Origin of the sequence: Nocardioides seonyuensis (assembly GCF_004683965.1) — a bacterium.
Lineage (GTDB): Bacteria > Actinomycetota > Actinomycetes > Propionibacteriales > Nocardioidaceae > Nocardioides > Nocardioides seonyuensis.
On the sequence record NZ_CP038436.1, the window covers coordinates 1,227,658 to 1,245,548 of the forward strand.

Annotated in this window: 16 protein-coding genes and 1 tRNA gene; 10 read left to right on the forward strand and 7 right to left on the reverse strand. The window is 65.7% G+C overall.

Going from position 1 to position 17,891, the window contains the following annotated elements:
• The first annotated feature begins 291 nt into the window (after positions 1-291).
• From EXE58_RS06065 to EXE58_RS06075, 3 genes are all read left to right on the forward strand, one after another.
• Positions 292-663 carry a hypothetical protein gene (locus EXE58_RS06065; RefSeq protein ID WP_135267029.1) on the forward strand — a complete coding sequence of 124 codons (372 nt, stop codon included), beginning with the start codon at positions 292-294 and terminating at the stop codon, positions 661-663.
• A gap of 174 nt (positions 664-837) precedes the next feature.
• A complete protein-coding gene (locus EXE58_RS06070) occupies positions 838-1,848 on the forward strand; it encodes a DUF4917 family protein (protein ID WP_167288710.1) in 1,011 nt (336 codons plus the stop codon).
• Between the two features lie 34 nt (positions 1,849-1,882).
• On the forward strand, positions 1,883-3,352 hold the full coding sequence (locus EXE58_RS06075) for an ApeA N-terminal domain 1-containing protein (protein ID WP_135267031.1): 1,470 nt from the start codon (positions 1,883-1,885) through the stop codon (positions 3,350-3,352).
• Positions 3,353-3,377: 25 nt separating this feature from the next.
• On the opposite strand, the gene EXE58_RS06080 is transcribed toward EXE58_RS06075, so the two are convergent.
• On the reverse strand, positions 3,378-3,869 hold the full coding sequence (locus EXE58_RS06080) for a hypothetical protein (RefSeq protein WP_135267032.1): 492 nt from the start codon (positions 3,867-3,869) through the stop codon (positions 3,378-3,380).
• A gap of 187 nt (positions 3,870-4,056) precedes the next feature.
• On the opposite strand from EXE58_RS06080, the gene EXE58_RS06085 reads away from it, so the two are divergent.
• On the forward strand, positions 4,057-5,637 hold the full coding sequence (locus tag EXE58_RS06085) for an AlbA family DNA-binding domain-containing protein (RefSeq protein ID WP_135267033.1): 1,581 nt from the start codon (positions 4,057-4,059) through the stop codon (positions 5,635-5,637).
• A gap of 42 nt (positions 5,638-5,679) precedes the next feature.
• Complete coding sequence (locus tag EXE58_RS06090) at positions 5,680-6,294, forward strand: recombinase family protein (RefSeq protein ID WP_135267034.1); 615 nt, start codon at positions 5,680-5,682, stop codon at positions 6,292-6,294.
• A gap of 30 nt (positions 6,295-6,324) precedes the next feature.
• Here EXE58_RS06090 and EXE58_RS06095 read toward each other — a convergent pair whose 3' ends face one another.
• Both EXE58_RS06095 and EXE58_RS06100 read right to left on the reverse strand, forming a co-directional pair.
• Positions 6,325-7,287, reverse strand: coding sequence for an HNH endonuclease (locus tag EXE58_RS06095; RefSeq protein ID WP_167288712.1), 963 nt, complete (start codon positions 7,285-7,287; stop codon positions 6,325-6,327).
• A gap of 2,494 nt (positions 7,288-9,781) precedes the next feature.
• Positions 9,782-10,339, reverse strand: a complete 558-nt coding sequence (locus EXE58_RS06100; RefSeq protein ID WP_135267036.1) for a hypothetical protein — start codon at positions 10,337-10,339, stop codon at positions 9,782-9,784.
• Positions 10,340-10,724: 385 nt separating this feature from the next.
• Between EXE58_RS06100 and EXE58_RS06105 the strand changes: the two genes are divergently transcribed.
• On the forward strand, positions 10,725-10,910 hold the full coding sequence (locus EXE58_RS06105) for a helix-turn-helix transcriptional regulator (protein ID WP_135267037.1): 186 nt from the start codon (positions 10,725-10,727) through the stop codon (positions 10,908-10,910).
• A gap of 590 nt (positions 10,911-11,500) precedes the next feature.
• Positions 11,501-12,361, forward strand: coding sequence for a site-specific integrase (locus EXE58_RS19435; protein ID WP_167288714.1), 861 nt, complete (start codon positions 11,501-11,503; stop codon positions 12,359-12,361).
• Between the two features lie 445 nt (positions 12,362-12,806).
• Here EXE58_RS19435 and EXE58_RS06115 read toward each other — a convergent pair whose 3' ends face one another.
• The 3 genes from EXE58_RS06115 to EXE58_RS06125 all read right to left on the reverse strand — a co-directional run bounded on the left by EXE58_RS06115 (position 12,807) and on the right by EXE58_RS06125 (position 14,590).
• Positions 12,807-13,784, reverse strand: a complete 978-nt coding sequence (locus tag EXE58_RS06115; RefSeq protein WP_135267039.1) for a hypothetical protein — start codon at positions 13,782-13,784, stop codon at positions 12,807-12,809.
• A gap of 288 nt (positions 13,785-14,072) precedes the next feature.
• A tRNA-Thr gene (locus EXE58_RS06120) sits at positions 14,073-14,145 on the reverse strand.
• A gap of 235 nt (positions 14,146-14,380) precedes the next feature.
• A complete protein-coding gene (locus EXE58_RS06125; RefSeq protein ID WP_135267040.1) occupies positions 14,381-14,590 on the reverse strand; it encodes a DUF6767 domain-containing protein in 210 nt (69 codons plus the stop codon).
• Positions 14,591-14,607: 17 nt separating this feature from the next.
• Between EXE58_RS06125 and EXE58_RS06130 the strand changes: the two genes are divergently transcribed.
• Entirely contained in the window at positions 14,608-14,814 is a 207-nt protein-coding gene (locus tag EXE58_RS06130; protein WP_135267041.1) for a hypothetical protein, read from the forward strand.
• Between the two features lie 91 nt (positions 14,815-14,905).
• Positions 14,906-15,823 carry a LysR family transcriptional regulator gene (locus tag EXE58_RS06135; RefSeq protein ID WP_135267042.1) on the forward strand — a complete coding sequence of 306 codons (918 nt, stop codon included), beginning with the start codon at positions 14,906-14,908 and terminating at the stop codon, positions 15,821-15,823.
• On the opposite strand, the gene EXE58_RS06140 is transcribed toward EXE58_RS06135, so the two are convergent.
• Positions 15,799-16,770: a GlxA family transcriptional regulator gene (locus EXE58_RS06140; RefSeq protein WP_135267043.1), complete on the reverse strand. Its 972-nt coding sequence runs from the start codon at positions 16,768-16,770 to the stop codon at positions 15,799-15,801. The genes EXE58_RS06135 and EXE58_RS06140 overlap by 25 nt on opposite strands.
• A 71-nt stretch (positions 16,771-16,841) precedes the next feature.
• Here EXE58_RS06140 and EXE58_RS06145 point away from each other — a divergent pair, with 71 nt between their 5' ends.
• Positions 16,842-17,882: a saccharopine dehydrogenase family protein gene (locus EXE58_RS06145; protein ID WP_135267044.1), complete on the forward strand. Its 1,041-nt coding sequence runs from the start codon at positions 16,842-16,844 to the stop codon at positions 17,880-17,882.
• Positions 17,883-17,891: the final 9 nt, after the last annotated feature.

The window sequence follows — 17,891 nt, forward strand, 5'->3', positions numbered from 1 at the left end:
CGGTCGGGCGGCACATGTTGTGTCAGAACGGAGCCAGGAGGTCAGCCCCATCCGATACATCACCAAAGAGGTCCGCCTGTGGCGTTTCGACGCCCACCAGTTGGCTGTCGGGACAAAGGGTTGACCACGGCAACGGAAGTCCTCGACCGTCACCCTTATGCGGTGGCGGGCATACGCCCCGATTGTCGGCCTGCTTAGCCAGCCCGTGTGGTTCCTCACCTATCGAGAGGACCCGAGCCATTCTCAGCGTGTTCGAGGCTGCAGAACGCTCTTGCACGCTTCAATGACTCGGTGGGCTGTACGAACAACGTCGAACGAACCTTCGTCCTCACTGGCGACGAGCGCGACAAGCACCTGCGCGTCGACGTCCACGGCAACCGGGTCGCGTGGGCACAGTTCAACTGCGAGCCTGACAGCCGCCGCCTCGAACTTGCACACGTCGAGACGCTGCCGGAAGCAAGGGGACAAGGCCACGCAAAGAGCGCCCTGCGATGGATCACCTCAAGGTTCGCGGAGTTCCACGTCATCAACTCGCCCGAGGCCTTCAACTCTCCAGAAGGTAACCGACTGGTTGCGGCTCTGCGGGCGGAGGGTATGCGTATTCACGACTCAGGGTGTTACCGGTTCGGCCACGAATGTCGCTGCATCCTCTCCGAGGGCTGACCGACTGATGTGTTCGCAGACCATCGTCGAACGCGACACCGACCGCGCGGGGATCAGCACTCCCCGGTGAGCGCGACCTCGGGTCTCGCAAGACCAGTCCGCAAAAGTTGTCTCACTCAGGTTGTCCCTACGAGACAATGGTCTCCGAGATGGCTCGGTGACCAGGGGGACGATTTGCGGGCTGAGAAGAGGGTCACGGACGAACTGCCGGACTGGCAGACCTACTCGTCCGATGAGTGGCCAACCCTGCTCATAGGGAACGGCTTGAGTATCAACCTTTGGTCCGGCTTCGCCTACGACAGTCTGTTCAGCGAAGCCAGCGACCAAGGAGACCTTGCAGGACCTGCTGAGAGCATCTTCGACGAACTGGACACCACAAACTTCGAGACAGTCCTCGAATGCCTTCACCACGCCAGGATCGTCCTCAAGGCTCTCGGTGATGACGTCGCTGAAGTGGAAGCGACCTACGGCGAGGTGCGCGACGCACTTCTGTCGGCCGTCAGCGCCGCCCATGTTGACTGGAACGACTTTCCCGTCCCGACTCACACGGCCATCGCTACCAGCATCGCCGAGCACGACAACGTGTTCACCACGAACTACGACCTCTGCGTGTACTGGTCCCTGCTTCAGTCAGATCCCTCCGTGAACACCAAGGACTACTTCTGGAACCCCGGCCACGACTTCGACCCAGCCAACACCAACGCCACCGCCGGAACGACCCTCATCCACTACTTGCACGGCGCGCTCCACCTCTGGCAGAGCGACAGCACCGGCATTGACGGCAAATGGACCAACGCCGACGGCGGCAACCTAACGCGCGTGCTGCGGAACTACTCCGCGACCAGCGACAAGCGGCCGCTGTTCGTCAGCGAGGGGAACTCAGCCTCGAAGGTTCGAACCATCAGCCGCTCCGCCTACCTGTCGTTCTGCCTCGACCGGCTACGCGACGATGAGCAGAACACCGTCGTGTTCGGACACAGCCTGTCCACGCAAGATGAGCACATCATTGAGGCGCTCTTGGACGGCAAGCGCAAAAAGATCGCCGTTGCCCTACGCCCCTCGTCGAGGGCTGACGCGATCATCGCCACCAAGAGCCGCATCATCGAGGCGCTACCCGGCCACACGATCTTGTTCTTCGATTCGACGACGCACCCCCTCGGCGACCGCACACTTAACATCGGCTGAACCTCAAGATCCGCAACGACCTGCAGGAGCGGTGTTGAAGAAGCCAGTGCTGAGCCTCGACTTCGAGCCGGACGAGTATCTGTGCACCTGGCACATTCGGGATGGCGCAGGAGCCGTTCGTAACCTGTCGGGCGCTATCGAGGTCTCACCGATGGCTCCGCCGAGGGGGATCATCTACGGCAACATCCCGCTCACCTCCGACACGAGGCACGGCGAGACGTCGTTCGCCTTTCCGCAGAGGAGCGCATCGCCTGCAACGCACGCAACACTCGCAAATGGTGGCGAAGTCTTGGTGCTTGACTCGACCATCACCTGGTGGATGAGTCACGGCAACATCCGCGGCAGCGCGGCACTGCTCCGGCGAAAGAGCACTCTCTTTCCGTGGCAGCACAGTGACGTCCCCGAAGTACCCGACGGTGACGATCACCTTGTGTTCGACCGCGTCCGATTCCAGGTCGGGGCACTGGACGCAGTTCTAGGCTTCGCCCCACTCAAGACGATGAGATTCCCGAAGCCGGGCGAGGATGGTGAGCGGACTTGGGCGGCAACGGAAGCAGACGAGACCGCCGTTCGATGGACATCAGGCGAAGACGTTCTTGAAGCCCATTACCGGGGCAGCGCGAGCATCGCCGACCCCTATTCATTTTCGGTGCGGCACAGTCCGGTGATCACGGCCTCTTCTGCGCATCCGCTCAGCCTTCGTAGGCTCGTGGACGACTGGGTTACGCCGGTTCAGGCGATTGCTTCCATCGCGACCGGCACCAGCGAGCCCCTGACCTACTTGGCCGTTGAGTCGAACGTGACTGACGGCGAGGCGCACCGTTGGCAGGTGTTCGGGTCGGGCATCAGCCAAGATCCGTTCGACTCAAACGCCGAGTCTGTGCGTAAAGCGAACTCCGCGTTGCTGTGCGTGGCCGACGCCGTCGACCTGCTCGAACTCGTACAAAAGTGGCAAGGCTTGGCGGCTGACCACCACCCGCTCGTCGAGACGTACGCAGCGATGCTGCACGCTCGCGACCAACACCCTCGATCGCGCTTCCTGCTGCTCGTGCAGTCTCTCGAAGGGATGCACGGGCACGAGACGCAGACCGAGTTCGAGGGGCTGGCCAGTAACCACTCCGCGATGCGCGCCGAAGTGTTAGCCGAGATCAAGGCAAGCGTGAGCACGGAACACTTCAAGTACATCAAGAAGTACCTACTCAAACAGCCGTTCCGCAGTCTGGAGTCGGCGTTAAGGGCCACCTTCACTGACCTGCCGGTAGATCGCACGGATGCGCTCTCTCGTACGGCGCTAATCAGACAACTGATGGACGAGGGGCCATCGGGGATGACGCCTTTCGCCGCGGCTGCGAGGCTGCGGCATCTCCTCGCCCACGGGGTTCGAGGCTTCGACACCTCAGATATCAACCAGGTCGTGTCCGTATCGGAAGAGGTGGTTCGAGCACACGCTCTGCGGCTGTTGGGTTGCCCGGACTTTGTCTTGGAGCGGGTCTTGGACGAGTGAGCGTGAGCAGCGTCCTTAACGCGATCTACTCGTCGAAGGTTGTGTCGAACCATTCGATGAACTGAGCGACGGTTCCGATCTTGGCGATGCGGTCGTGGATGGCGCGCTGGTCGTGGCCGGGGAGGAAGTCGGCTCGGACGGGCTGGCCGCATCCGCACTTACAGTTGGTGAGGTCGAGCGGGTGGTCGACGTACTTGATCGGGTTCTGCGTGGATGGCATTGGGGCCTGCTTGCCGACGAGCGCGTCGTGGACCGGGTGGCCGGGCTTCAGGATCGCGCCGTGGATGGCACGGCGTGCCTGCTGTTCGCCCTTGGCGTTCGTCACGGTGACGTCTTCGAGCGAGTCGATCTCGATGGCCTGTAGGACGGTGTTGTTGAAGACGATGAGTGCGTGCTGTTCCTTGTCGGCTTTGGCGCCGAGGACCCAGGCGTAGCGTCCCGCTTCGTAGAGTTCGTCAGCGGTCATCGCGGTGACGGGCTTGTTGTGGCCCTTCTGCGTGAGGGTGATCTGCAGCATTGCGTGCTCCTGGTCGAGACTTGGTGAAACCGGACCCATAGGGTATCGCATACCCGCTCATCCCGGTCGCCCAGAGTATCGGCCTTGTCGATCCCTCGAATGGGCGTTCGGCGTATCGCGCGGCGCTTGCCCGTCGCGGTCGGCTCTGCCATAGCCTTCCTCGTGAGCACCACAAGGGGGAGACCACGTGATCGTTGTTGACGGCCGGATCGACCGAGAGAAAGTTCTCGAACTGCTGGCGGCGGGCGGCGAGCAGGAAGCCCTCGACTTCAAGGCGACTCTCGACCTCGCGGACACCGGAGCACGTCTCGACTTCGTGAAGGACGCCCTCTCGATGGGCAATCTCCCCGAAGGCGGCTACATCGTGCTCGGCGTCAAAGACGACGGCACCCTCGCTGTCAATGACGATCCGCTCGACCTGACTGGCCGCCCGTACGACCCGAGCAAACTGCGCGACCACGTGAAGAACTGGTGTGAGGCGCCGGTCAACATCACCTCTGCGCAGCACGACGTCGAAGGCCGCAACGTCGTACTCATCTACGTCTTCCCGAACCCGGACGGGCTCCCTGTACCCGCCTCCAAGACCGCGGAGGCACCGACCGCCGACGGCAAGATGCGGACGGTTTTCCGGCAGGGCGAGGTCCTACTGCGTGAAGGCCCAACCAACGTGCGGCTCCGCTATTCCCACTGGAACACGTTGCTCGCGAGGTACAGGCAGCAGGCCAGAGATGAGGCACGGCACGATGCCGATGCACTGGTCAACCGCGTGGTCCAGTCACTAGATGCCGCCCAGCCCGGAGGCAAGACAGAGATCCCGCTCGATGAGGCAATGAGTGGCGAGGCGCTGATCACCGCTGTCGGCGCTCTATTCGAGGCTGGAGCCACCGTGCAGATGCGCCGGTTCCTCAACACGGTTCGAGCGACGGCTTCAACGCCTCGCAACAACGCCGATCGTGATCGAGCGCTCGACGCCCTTGGTCTGATCGCCTGCCAGGCCGTCCTCTACGACCAGAAGGACACATACAACGCCGCCATCGAAGCCCTCTGGCGCGTGTACAACGCGGGAGGGTCGAGCCCTCAACACGTGCTCTCTACCGGGGCAGACAGGGACACCGGAGAACACCTACTCGCGGTGATCCTCCGGGTCTACGCCGTCGGCGCACTCGTAGTGCGAGAGAAGCGCTGGGGCTATCTAACGTCGCTCGTCCTTCGAAGCGTCGACGTGTCCCCCACCTACGGGTATGCCTCGTGGCTACGACACGGACTTGTGTACGCCGCGAGAGTCGACCTTCTGCAAGGCGACGAAGGAAGACACCGCGGCGGGCAGGCCCTGTCTCTGGCACGAGCGTTGATCGCGGGGCGCGCTCCCTTACGACCGGACTACGCCGTCGACGTTGCGCTCCCGCCAGCCGAGGACCTTGCCTCAGACGACTGGATCCTCAACTCGCTGTGCCAGTTCGACGTCTGGTGGTGCGTCCTCGCACGCGCTAGCACCGAAGCCGACGGCTTCCACGGCGGCATCTTCTACCCCTCGTGCGCAGCGTTCCATCAGTACCGATCGCAGCCAGCGATCGACGCAATCGCGCTGAATGAAGAAGCGCGACAACTGGCCTTCCCGGGGGTGCCAGATCTGACCACCGCAACCGCGCTAGCCGTGGTGGTCGAAGTGTCGGTGCGCGAGTCGCAGAACTACGGCGGGTTCTGGGTTGGCATCGATGAGAACCCACGAGTCACCGCCTGGGTCGCCGAGCACATCAACTACAAATAGTCGTCGCAGGCGGTGTCGGCGGTCACCAGTATCAATTGTCGTATGACCACCGAGACACCGGCATCGATCACCTGCTTTTACGCACGTGTGTCCACGGCGGCACAAGACCTCTCCCGTCAACTGGCCTACGCGGCTGACCTCTCCATCCCCGAGGACCGCATCTACACCGACCACGGCTACACGGGCACGAATCGTGACCGCCCTGGACTCGCCCAGGCACTCGCTGCGGTTCGCAGCGGCGACGTACTCGCCGTCCACTCGATGGATCGGCTGGCCAGATCGCTGAAAGACCTGCTAGCGATCTCGGAGACACTGCACGAGCGCGGCGTGAAGTTGCAGGTCGGCGCCACCATCTACGATCCCGCCGACCCCGTTGGGGTGCTTCTCTGGCAAATGCTCGGTCTCATCGGGGAATTCGAGCACTCGCTCATCGTCGCCCGCACACGGCAGGGCTTGGAGGTTGCCCGTGCGCAGGGACGCCTCCGCGGGAAGCAGCCCAAGACCACACCTGCCCAAGACGCACTAATCGCGTCGATGCTCGACTCAGGCGAACACACCGTCGCCGAGATCGGCGCCTTGATGGGGGGCCTCAGCAGGGCGAGTGTCTACCGCGCCCGGGATAGATACCGGAGCGCACATAGGGGTGAAGCGCTTTAGCCATTCGCAGCGCCTTGCACGCGAATCGCGTCAGCGAGCCTGCTCTGCCGCCAAGAAGAAGGCCCATGCCGTCGAGAGGGCATCGACTGAAGCCGCCAGCGAACTGTCCTTCGGCTCCCTCAGTTGAGTCCCATCAACCTCGTCATAAGGAGTTCCGGCCAACTCCTCAGACACCTTGATGCGTCGAGTCATAGGGTCGACGGCTATCAGAGCCAGGTCGAACAAGGTGTGAATGTCGGCCCGCAGGAGCAGCCCGTTGGGCACCGTGTTGGAGGCCGGTCCCCTGTAGGGCCGGATGTGCGCCGCTTCGAGCACGGCCGTGGCGGCAGTGCCTGTAACTGCACACGCGCCGCCGTACGCGGAGAGCAGCGCGGCACGAAACTGGCTCTGACCTCGCCGTGCGACGATCTGACGACTGACGCGTCGGCGCGCGTCGTAGTCATCGTCGGGCACTTCCTCTGGCTCCGAGTCGAGCGACTCTTCTGCGTCTGCGAGCAACACCTCGACTGCCGTCGCCGTGGCAGCCCAGAAGCCATCGGGCCGCACTCCCTCAAACGAGAAGAAGCCGTCCGCCCAGCCCGTCGGGACTGCGAGACCGAGAATGTCGTACTTGTCTCGGTTGTTGGTGTCCGGCACCCGCTCGCGCAGCACGCCGACCGGGATGCGGTCCTCGATGCAACGGAGCAAACCGAGGTTCGTGTACTCACGATCGCGCTGAGCCGGGTCGGAGTTCTCCTGGTGGTAGGCGAAGAACCAGGTGCCGTCGTCGCGGTCGTAGACGTCGCCGTCCGGGTAAGGGCTGTCAAGGTTGATCCGAATGCTGAGTGCGTAGTCGAGATCGCGAGGCTTGAAGATGCCCTTCGGCCTACTTGAAAGGTGAATGTCGGCGCGCAACGGCGGCGGGAACCCGGTCGTCTCGTCCTCCCGGTCCAGAAACCATTGGAGTCTCTCGGCGTGGAGTGGGGTGAGATCGGCAAGGTCGACGAGTGGCACAACAACCACCCAACACGAGGACAGCCTGAGATGCTGACGAACATCAGTATCAGTCCCGCTTGTCAGGGGTCAGGGGTCAGCGCAGGCGGGAGGCCAAGGCTCCTACGAGTGCTGGTGGTCATCGCGCCTCCAGCGGCCCCTAGGTCCACGTCCGTGACGCCTACGGAGGCAAGTCGTTCTCCGAGTAGGCGTAGTTCGTAAACAAGCCAGTGACCTTCAGGCTGGTGACGAGCGACTCCGCCCCAGCCGGTGCTGAGCATCGGCCGCCAATCTTTGATGTCTACAGATGTGGACACAGGAGTTCCGAGGACGTCGGTCCACTTCGGATCTAACCCGATGAGGTGGTCCTCAATCGGACCACCCCACATTCCTGGACCGCGCAAGGCCGCGAGAGTCGCCGCGGCGCGGAGTGCTGCCTCGTACGGTGGGTCCCGACCCTCCCATGCTTCCAGCAGAACGGCATGCGCTCTCGGATCTAGCCCGACTAGTTTGTGCCACTCCAGATGGTCTGGATTTGTGGCGCATCCCTCTAGACCCGCCTGACCGTCGGACTGCCGTTCGATGTGCTTCATAGATATGTAGTCGGCGCGGCACCGACTCGCCGTAACGCCAGCCGTCACCCTGCTGCTTTGACGACCTCATAAGAGGTTCGCAGTGCGAGCCCCGCCATGGATGAGCCTGGTGACTGCGAAGGGTTCACGCTGCGAACCCTGAGCAGGCCGACCTATGCATCGTGTCTCGCGACCTAGCCCTAGCCCCCTTAAGGGGGCTAGGGCTAATCCGCAAAGGCGACGGGTGGCGCACGTGCCTTCTCGCCCGTGTCAGAAGGGATTGCTTGGGCCCCGCCATCGGTCCGTGCCACGTGATGACCGTCGCCCAGATCCGCGTCCCGCGCGTCGTCTCGGTTGGAGCGCGACTGCTGCCGTGGGTGAACCCGTCGATGGCTCGCGCGCCCTGGCGCCCGAGGACACTCTTGATGGGGGGCCGAGCCCGCCCCAGCCACGCGAGGCCGCCTGGCACACCCCCGGGCGCGCCTGGCGAGGCAACCCGAGCACCTCGACCCCCCCGAACTGTCAGAGGGTCCGCACTGTGTACTTGTCGGCGCTTCGAGAAGCCGCCCGATCCGCGTAGTCCGCGGACTCGCGCTGCTCCCGCCAAGTTCGGAGGGCCGGGACATGGTTCACAGCACGCGGGAGCGACGCGAGCCGCGTGCGAAGCACACGCCCTGGGAAGATGACACTGTCTCCACCGTCGAGAATGCACAAGGCAGACGCCAGGCGACTGGCTTGCCATCCAGCAGCGTGAGCCGCTCTGAAGCCTGCCTCGTTCGCAATGATGTCGCTTACGGCCAAGTCCAGTCTCTTGGGACCATCGATCTCGGCCAGGTGAGAGGCGACCGCGCAGACCCAGGTGTCGAAGTCATGGACACCGCCTGCTGTCTGCCCATCCGCCGCAACTGACCCTGTCGTTAGCGCGGTGGTCAGCCGCTTCGACAGGGTGGTGATGTGAGGCTGGCTTCCCCCCTCGAAACGATCAATGCCTTGGGGCTGCGACCTGACTGCGCGTGGCTCCGCCTGGGGGGAAGCACCTGTCCCAGTATCTGTATCAGGACCTACCTCCTTCAGAGATCCGTCATAAGCGCTGGGGGTGCGGCCGCCAGAAGTGAGGGCGCCCCCTCCGCCACATGTCACTGGGGTCCCCACGCCAGATGTGGACGGGGTCCGCTCAGCCTTGGGGCCGATGCGCACCTCGCGCCTTCCACCTCGGGCAGAGCGCCTGGCGGCTCCTCCGAGCGAGTACCGACGGTCCCAACGAATGGTGACTTCGTAACGGTCCAGACCGAGATCGGGGCGGAGGACCTGGGTCGCCTCGAAGTAGCCAGGCGCAACCTGCAGAAGAGTTGACCAGTCGCGCTGATAGGTCCGAAGGGCCACCCCAACACGTTCGGCCTTGTCCGCCTGTGTCCGACTATTCGTGACCGTCAGCCCACCATCGGACCATTGGCCGGTCAGGATCTCCACGAGCAACGCGCGGATGACAACTGCGGTATCCGGACCATGTCGAAGGGCACTCACGTCGCGAGTTGTCCGGTCCCATCGGGACTCCCACACGCAGGACAGCGGGATCACCGTTCGCTTGTTAGTCGGCACCTTCGCGAAGACGGCAGTGAAAGGGAGTCCATTCGTGGCAGGTGGAGAGACAGCGAGTAGCCCAGCGTCTGCGTACTGCGTGAGCGCCGATGGCACCACACGTCGACCTTCGTCGCCATGCACGACTCGGCTGTCGAGCCGACCAAGCGACCCACCTCCGGTTCTGCGGATCAGTGCGGCCTTCTCCCAGGCGAACTCGCCAGTCGCATTGTCGGCACCGTCACGGGCGGCCACGACCGGAAGCAGTCGCTCGGGACGCAACTTGAGAAGAGACCGAGCGTCATCGTGGCTGAACCAAACCGACTCGCGGTGCAACGCGGCCTGTGCCGCTCGCTGTGCGGCGCTCAGCATGACGGCGGCTTGTCAGAACCGGCGCCTGGCATCAAGACGCCAGTAGCCCACGCGAGGTAGTGAATCTCCCAGAGGTCGCCTTTCCTGACGCCTCGGTAGTAGAGGCGTCTGGCCGTCATCACGTTCTCGACAACGACAGTGCAATGCAGGTGGTCCTGCGGATCGCAAGTCCGCACTCCCGCCTCGGCCACGACATCCCAGCCGTTCGGGGTGAGTCCCGCCCAACGCGGGCGGGGCGCCGGGCGCGCGCTCCGATCGAGGTACTCGAAGTCCACCACCGCATCGACCTTGACGCGAATGCCGCTCCCCCAGGGCTGAAGCAGAGGCTGCTGGACCGCTCGGAAGCGGAACCCGTCGAAGACAACTTCGGCGACCCCCTCAATGCAGTCGAACCGGCTTGTGTCGACAACCTGTCGTAAGCCGTCACCTACACCCGCGACCACGTGTGACCGGGCCATGGAACTGATCGTCGGGCTGTCAGCGCCCGGACCAGATCTACTTGACTCTGTTGTTTGAGTATCTCCACACACCTTGTGCTCCTTGTAGGTCACGCGATGTAGCGTCCGCGTCGCGGCGCTACCTGTCGGTGGTGGTATCGGCATGTTCAGATGAGGTGCGACCGGCCACCCGCAGTCAGGCTCGTTGATGGCCCACGGCTGCGTGTCCTGCTGCAACGAGGCTCCGTGAAAGCCAGACAGTCGCCAGTCGCCTTATGGCACTACGGGCGACCTGTGGGCCCCGCCAGCGACGAGTTCTACCCACCCAGCGCGGCATTTGAGACGGGCCTACATCTCAAGCCCCATGGGGTCGCATCGATGCTCGCTCCGCTGCTGGATCGGGACGGTAGCGTCCAGGCGCTCGGATGCCGATAGCGGGTTGGTCCGGCCCCGAACCGCGGGGCCACACCGCTGGGAGCACACCCCGATGGAACCCCTGATGACCGCTCAGAACGTCGCCGAAGTCCTCGGCCTGAAGCCCAAAACCCTCACCAACTGGCGCCACCTGCGCCAAGGACCGCGACCGACCTACATGGGCTCGCGCGTTGCCTACCGCCGCGTGGATGTCCAGCAGTGGATCGACGACCAGGCGGCGGGCACTGCCGCATCGGAGGGGTGGTCCTGATGGCGCGGGTGGCGTTGGAGCCGGGCGCACACGGTGAGCCCTGGTTTGAGCAGTGGTGGCGCGCGGGGTGCGCCCCGGCGGCGTCTACCGTCACGGAGACCGGGACGGTGCGAGCGCTTCCCGCAGTGGAGGCAGGAGTGAAGCGTCGCGTCCGCGCGGGCGAGACCCCCGGCCGCGGCCAGTCGTTCTTCGTAGCCCGCGTGCGTGTGCGGTCCGCGAGAGGTCGTACGAGCGAACTTCAGCGACAGGGCGACGGTAAGGAGGCTGCCCGTCGAATCCTGAGCAAGGCGCTGGAGACGTGGAAGGCGACCAACGGTAACGGTGGGGACACGATCCGCGGGGACTGGACCATCGAGAAACTCGCGGACCACTGGCTCACCTACCGACGCCAGACCGGACTCCTCAAGACAAAGGGCGACCTCGGAGTGTCGTCGCTCGCACAGATGGAAGCAGCGGTCCGCACTGGCATCCTCGGCGACCGCAAGGTCTACGAGAGTGGCGAGTGGGTCCTGCGTCGTCACTCCGACGGCATCGCACAACTGCGACTCGTCGAGGCCACCGGCGCCAGGTTGCAGACCTGGCTCTCCGACTTGGAGGAGTACCGGTCCACCGAGCAGATCCGTGCTGTCCTTTCACAGATGTTCGACCTTGCAGTACGCCGCGGCGCACTGGTGGCGAACCCGATGAACCTGGTGGCCCCCTCACGTCGCGACCCTCACGAGGTTGAGGCACTGACCCTCACGCAGGCGCAGCATCTCTGCACCATCGTCGACCCGGACTTCCGTCGCATCCCCGGCCGTCGTAAGCCCTCCCCTGACCTTTCAGAGATCGTGGCCTTCGCGCTCGGCACGGCGGCACGTTGCGGCGAGATCCTCGCGGTGCGCTGGATGGACCTCGCGCTAGACGGCCCAAACCCAACCGTGGCGATCTGCGGCACCCTGCTGGAGCCTCGACCGCCACACGTGCCAGTCCTGATTCGACAGCCGTGGCCGAAGGGCAAGAAGCCACGACGGCTCGTCCTTCCAGAGCCCGTGGTCGAGATGCTGCGGTTGCGCCACCAGCGCATCACCGCGAAGCGAGGGACACCACCCCATCCGTCGGAGACGGTCTTCGCCACCGCCAAGGGCACGCTGCGCCAGCCATCGAACCTGCGCACCACGCTCAGGACCGCTGTCGCGGACATCCCGGAACTCAAGGGCACAACGCCGCACACCCTGCGGCGCACGGTGGCGACGCTGCTCGCCCACGAGATCAACTCCGACGTTGCAGGAGCGCAACTGGGTCACAAGGGAGCCCTTGACGCCCCGACGACGATCACTGACCGGCACTACGTCGCCTCACGTAACTGCGCACCGGACTGCCGCGAGGTCCTGGACCTCTTCTTCGAGCCGTGGCCGGGCGAAGACGAGGGAGACGGACTGGCGGCCGTACTCGCCTTCCCGGCCTCCTGAGTCAACAACGGCGGCGCCAGACATCCGACACAGGGTTCTGGCGCCGTCGTCGTGTCCTACACGTCGCAGTCACACACAGTTAGCCAGCACCGGCCACACACCGCGACAGGGACTAGGGGTGTCGTGCCGCATCGTTCACAGGCAACCCACTCCTCTGGATACCAAGTCCAGGTCTCCTCCGTGGCGAACCGCGTCCACCCCTGCGCGCTGTCGAAAGTCCAGCGCGCCGCGAAGGCGGTGTCCTCGTTTACCTCGCGGAGGGTCTCGCGTTCGCGGGGTGACTCGACGGCGTGACGAATTGCTGGACAGTCAAGTGCCGAATGGAACACCCTCGTCGAGTACTCGGCGCGGCCTGCTGGCGGGAGGATCCACCGTGACGACAGGTTGTGGGCATACGGGGTCGAATGCACCGACAGGGGCCGCCAGTCCGTGTCGTCGACGTTCGTCACCGTGCTGCCTCCTGCAGCGCCTTGCTTGACTTCTCCGCCGCCTCAATCGTCGGCTCGGTGAGGAGTTGGTCTAGCAGCACCCACGCGCGGCGGGCCATAACGATGTTGCCGCTCGGAATCTCGGGGACGCGCAGTTTCGGGCCCAGGTCGTAGACAGCGTGCGGTCCGTACGATTCTCCCTTCTCTGGTCCTAGTGGGATGTCGGGCCATCGGTCTTGGAGAGCAGGAAGCACCGTGGCCGTCTCGACGCGGTTGACCTGTTGGAGTTTGCCGTCCCATCGGAAGCCCATCAGGATTGGCGGCCGTCGCGGCCAGTTCTTCCCGAAGGGATGGAAGTAGACCTCCTCGTCGAGGACGTACTCACGGAACGTGAGGGACCCCAGCCGGGTCTTGGAGATCGAGACCACGTAGACCCACTGCGAGTCGTACTGCCGCACGGCGGTCGCTCCCTTCAGGTAGTCAGTGAACTGTGTCAGCCACAACCGCTCGGTGTGACCTCTGGCCGACTTGTCACGCCGGATTGCGCGCAGTGACTCGCGAACGGCGTCCCACGGGAGGTGCACGACGGGGGCCCCGCCCACTTCGGTCGGGAGTTCACGTGCCGCCCAGTCCAGCGACGAGTCAGACAGGGACACCAGGAGTGCTCTCTCGACACCGCTGAACCGCCCCACGTACTTCCCCAGTTGGGTCTCACCCGGCTGGAGCCAGCCCTTCTTGGCCTCCACAACGACCAGTGCCTGAGAACCGAGTTGCAGTTCGAGGTCGGTGCGACCTTCCGCGTCAGCGGACTCCAGGGACACGGACACGTCATCCGGGTTGCCGGGCATCCCCAGCCCCCGCCAAAGACTGGCGCGTAGGGCGGGCGACACCGTCAGGGTCCAGCCCAACGCGGCAGTCAGGTCGACCTCGCCGCGGCCTAGCAAGTCGAAGACCGAGCCGACCTCGGTCCCGTACTTCAACAGCGGCTGCTGCACCGCCCCCACCTGCCTATCGGTCTGCACTGCGTCGCCGCGAGTCTAGGTAGCCATTCGGCCTCGCTGGGTCAAACAGCGGGACTCTCGGCCTGCACCGTCAGCAACCAATCACCGGGATAACACCGGGATTGGCGAGATCGGAGGGCCGCGGGGAGGCGATCCGAAGGCCGCGGCAGGACGACGACGAGTTTCACGGCAGGGCGGCCCAGTTTGCGTAACCGCAGGTCAGGAGCCTGCAGGGAGGAAATTGAAGAGTCCCCCGGGGTCTCGGGTCCCCGGGGGAGGCGGAGCCGCCTGTCGGAATCGAACCGACGACCTAGTCATTACGAGTGACTCGCTCTACCGACTGAGCTAAGGCGGCGCGCTGCCCGGCTTGTCTTGTGGACTCGCCGGGCAACGGAGGGAGGATATCCGACGTGTCGGATACGCGCGTAATCCGGTGGCCGGTGATGGGTGATCCCCCTGACCTCCGGCGCCTGACGGTGGCGGCGCACGACATGCCGTACGACGAGGATGGCGGCAGACAGCATCGGTCCGGGTGATTTCGATGTCGTGTGCCGCCAGGGTCAGCGGGCCGATGTCAGGTGCCGCCAGGGTCAGCGCGCAGCCCGAGCGGCGGCCTCGGCAGCGGCCTCCCGCCGCAGCTCGGCGAGCTGCTCGCGCAGGTCGGGATCCGACATCACCAGGACCACGAGCTGGCAGTCCTTGGGACCGGTGGCACCTGGGACGCAGAGCGAGCATGCGTCACCAGGACGCACCGGGCACTTCGGTACGGCGTGGTGGTGTCGAGGCTCGCGACCCGCCACCTGCGTCAGCTCAGGCGGTGACGAGAACCGGGGAGACGGGAGCCGACGCGGTCGAGAGCAACGAGATCTCCGACGACTGCTCGGCGCCGCACCAGCAGGTGAAGGTCGCCTTGGCGCTGCCGTCGGCGCCGACCACCGAGGTCATCTGGCTGAAGAAGATCAGCTGGGTGCGGTCACAGGCACTGCAGTGGTGGGTGAACATCGGGGCCTCCCTCGGGATCTGATTGACGACACCACCAGTATCTCGACGTCGAACTAATAGTGGTAGCCGATCTTTCCTCTGACATCTCTAGGGATCGCCTATATCGTTGAGGAATGTTCTCGCTGCACCAGCTCGCGTGCTTCATGGCGACCTACGAGACCGGGTCCATCACCGGTGCCGCACAGCAGCTGGGCTACGCACAACCGAGCGTGAGCGAGCAGATCCGCTCGCTGGAGAAGTCGCTGGGCGTCGCGCTGTTCCGCCGCGCCGGGCGCGGCGTCGTACCCACCACCGTCGGCGAGACGTTCCGCCCGCATGCCGAGCAGGTCCTGGCCGCCGCCGAGGCGGCGCAGCAGGCCGTGACATCGGTGCGCCAGCTGGAGACCGGCACGATCCGCTTCGGCATGTTCGGTACGGCGCGGCTCTACGCCGGAGCCCAGCTGATCGCGGACGTCCTCGAACGGCACCCGGGAGTCAGGGTCGAGCTCGTGGGCCAGAACTCCAGCGACGTGCAGGAGCACCTGCGGCGGGGATACATCGAGGCAGCCATGATCGCGACCCCCCAAGCGCGCAGCGAGGGCATGGACGTCACGCCCGTCGCGCACGACGAGCTGGTCTACATCAGCACCAACCCTGACGCGCTGCGCACGCCAGTCACCGCGACCCAGCTCGGCCGCGCGCAGCTGGTCATGCCCGAGACGACCTGGCGCGCGGAGGACTCCACCCGCCGGCTGCTGCGGCGGATGCTCCACGAGACCGGCGTCAACCCACAGACCCGCATCGAGGTCGAGGACGTCGAGACCGCGGTCGAGCTGGTGGGGATGGGCCTGGCCGACTCGGTGATCCCGCGGGGCGCCGCCCGCGAGCTGCTGCCGCGCCTCGCGCCGCAGGCCGGCATGGTGTCGCTGCGGCCCAGGCAGTACGACACCATCGCCATCGTGCACCGCGCCAACGCCACCCTGTCGCCGGCCGCACGGCTGATGATCGACCTGGCCACCAGGCGGATTCAGGCGATTGCCGAGCCGGTCTGACGAGGCGCTGCCCGAAAGGACGCCCGGTAGGTCGTGGGTGCCACGCCCAGGGCGCGGTGGAAGTGCCGGCGCAGGGTGGTGGCGGTTCCCATGCCGCAGCCGGCCGCGATCTGGTCGATGGAGGCATCGGTGCGCTCGAGCAGCTCCTGGGCACGGGCGATCCGTTGGTGGTGCAACCACTCGAGCGGCGCCACGTCGAGCTCGGCCTGCATCCGACGTGCGAGCTGACGGGTGCTGAGATGAGCGTGGCCCGCCAGGTCCGCCACCGTCAGTGGTCGGTCCAGTCGGCTCCGAGCCCAATCCAGCGTGGGCGCGAGACCGTCCGCCGCGCGCGGCTCCGGAGGAGGAGCGATGAACTGGGCCTGCCCGCCGTTGCGATGCGCAGGGACCACCAGCCGCCTGGCGATGCCGTTGGCCGCCGCGGCACCCAGGTCACGGCGCACGAGGTGGACGCACAGATCGAGTGCCGCTGTCTTGCCGGCGGAGGTCAGCACGTCGCCCTCGTCGACGTAGAGGACGTCCGGTCTGACCTCGACCTGGGGATAGCGCCGGGCGAGCTCGTCGGCGTGCATCCAGTGGGTCGTCGCGACCCGACCGTCGAGCAGACCGGCGGCCGCGAGCACGAACGCCCCCGTGCACAGGGCCGCGATGCGCGCTCCGCCCTCGTGCGCCGCACGCAACGCCTCCAGGAGGAGCGGGTCCGGGTTGTCGTCCAGGTCGTCGGAGGAGGGCACCACGACACTGTCGGCACGAGCGATCTCGGCGTAGTTCGCCGTCCTCACGTGCGGCAGCCACGGGTGGGCCAGCCCGTCCGCCGTGCACGCCACGACGTCGTACCACTCACCGGTCGAGGAGAGCTCGGCGCGGTCCACGGCGAAGATCTCGGAGGCGATCGCCACCTCGTAGAGCATCGCCGCGCCGTGCATGACGAGGGCGACGCGGTGCATGTCGCAAACTGTACGACAGGTGTCGTTTCAGACGCTCGTCCGACCGCGCCCGATCGCCCAGGATTCACGGCATGACCACTTCTGACCACGTCCTCGTCTACGGCGCCAGCGGACACACGGGGCGATTCGTCGTCGACGAGCTGCTGCGCCGGGGCCTCGTTCCCGTGCTGGCGGGCCGCAGCGCTGAACGCCTCGGAGCAGGCCCCACCCGGCACGCAGGGCTCGAACGCCGGGTCTTCGGCATCGACGACGCGGACCTGGTCGGTGCGGCACTGACGGGCGTCGGCGCCGTCATCAACTGTGCCGGACCGTTCATCGACACCGCCCTGCCCCTCGCCCGGGCTGCGGTCCGGTCCGGCGCCCACTACCTGGACGTCACCGCCGAGCAGCCCGTGGTCCAGGCGCTCTACCGGGAGCTGGAAGACCCGGCCCGTGAGGCTGGTGTAGCCGTCGTGCCCGCCATGGCCTTCTACGGCGGGCTCGCAGACCTGCTCGTCACCGCTGCGCTGGACGGGTCGGAAGAGGCGGACGAGGTCGACGTCGCGATCGGGCTGGACCGATGGTGGCCCACGGCCGGCACCCGGATCACCGGGGAACGCAACACCGCCACCCGCCTGGTCATCCGAGGTGGGGCACTGACCGCACTCGAGGAGCCGACCCCGACGAGCACGTGGTCCTACCCCGCTCCCCTGGGAACGCAGTCGGTGGTGCAGCTGCCGTTCTCCGAGGTGATCACCATCGCTCGCCACCTGCGCGTCGGCGAGCTCCGCTCGCACCTCAACACCGCACCGCTGCACGAGCTCCGCGACAGCTCCACACCCCCGCCGACGGCCACCGACGAGCGGGGTCGCTCCGACCAGCAGTTCGTCGTCGAGGTCGTCGTGCGAACCGGCACCGAGACGCGCCGACTCCACGCAGCTGGGCGCGACATCTACGCGGTGAGCGCGCCGATCGTGGCGGAGGGCGCGGCGCGGCTCCTGGCCGGCCGACACCGTGGCGCCGGAGCCGGCGCCCCGGGTGAGGTGTTCGACGCCGCGGACGTGCTGACCGCGTTGGAGCGGCATGCCGACCTCACCGTCACCACGACGTCGCGCGCGGCCTCACGCAGCTGATCTGCCGCC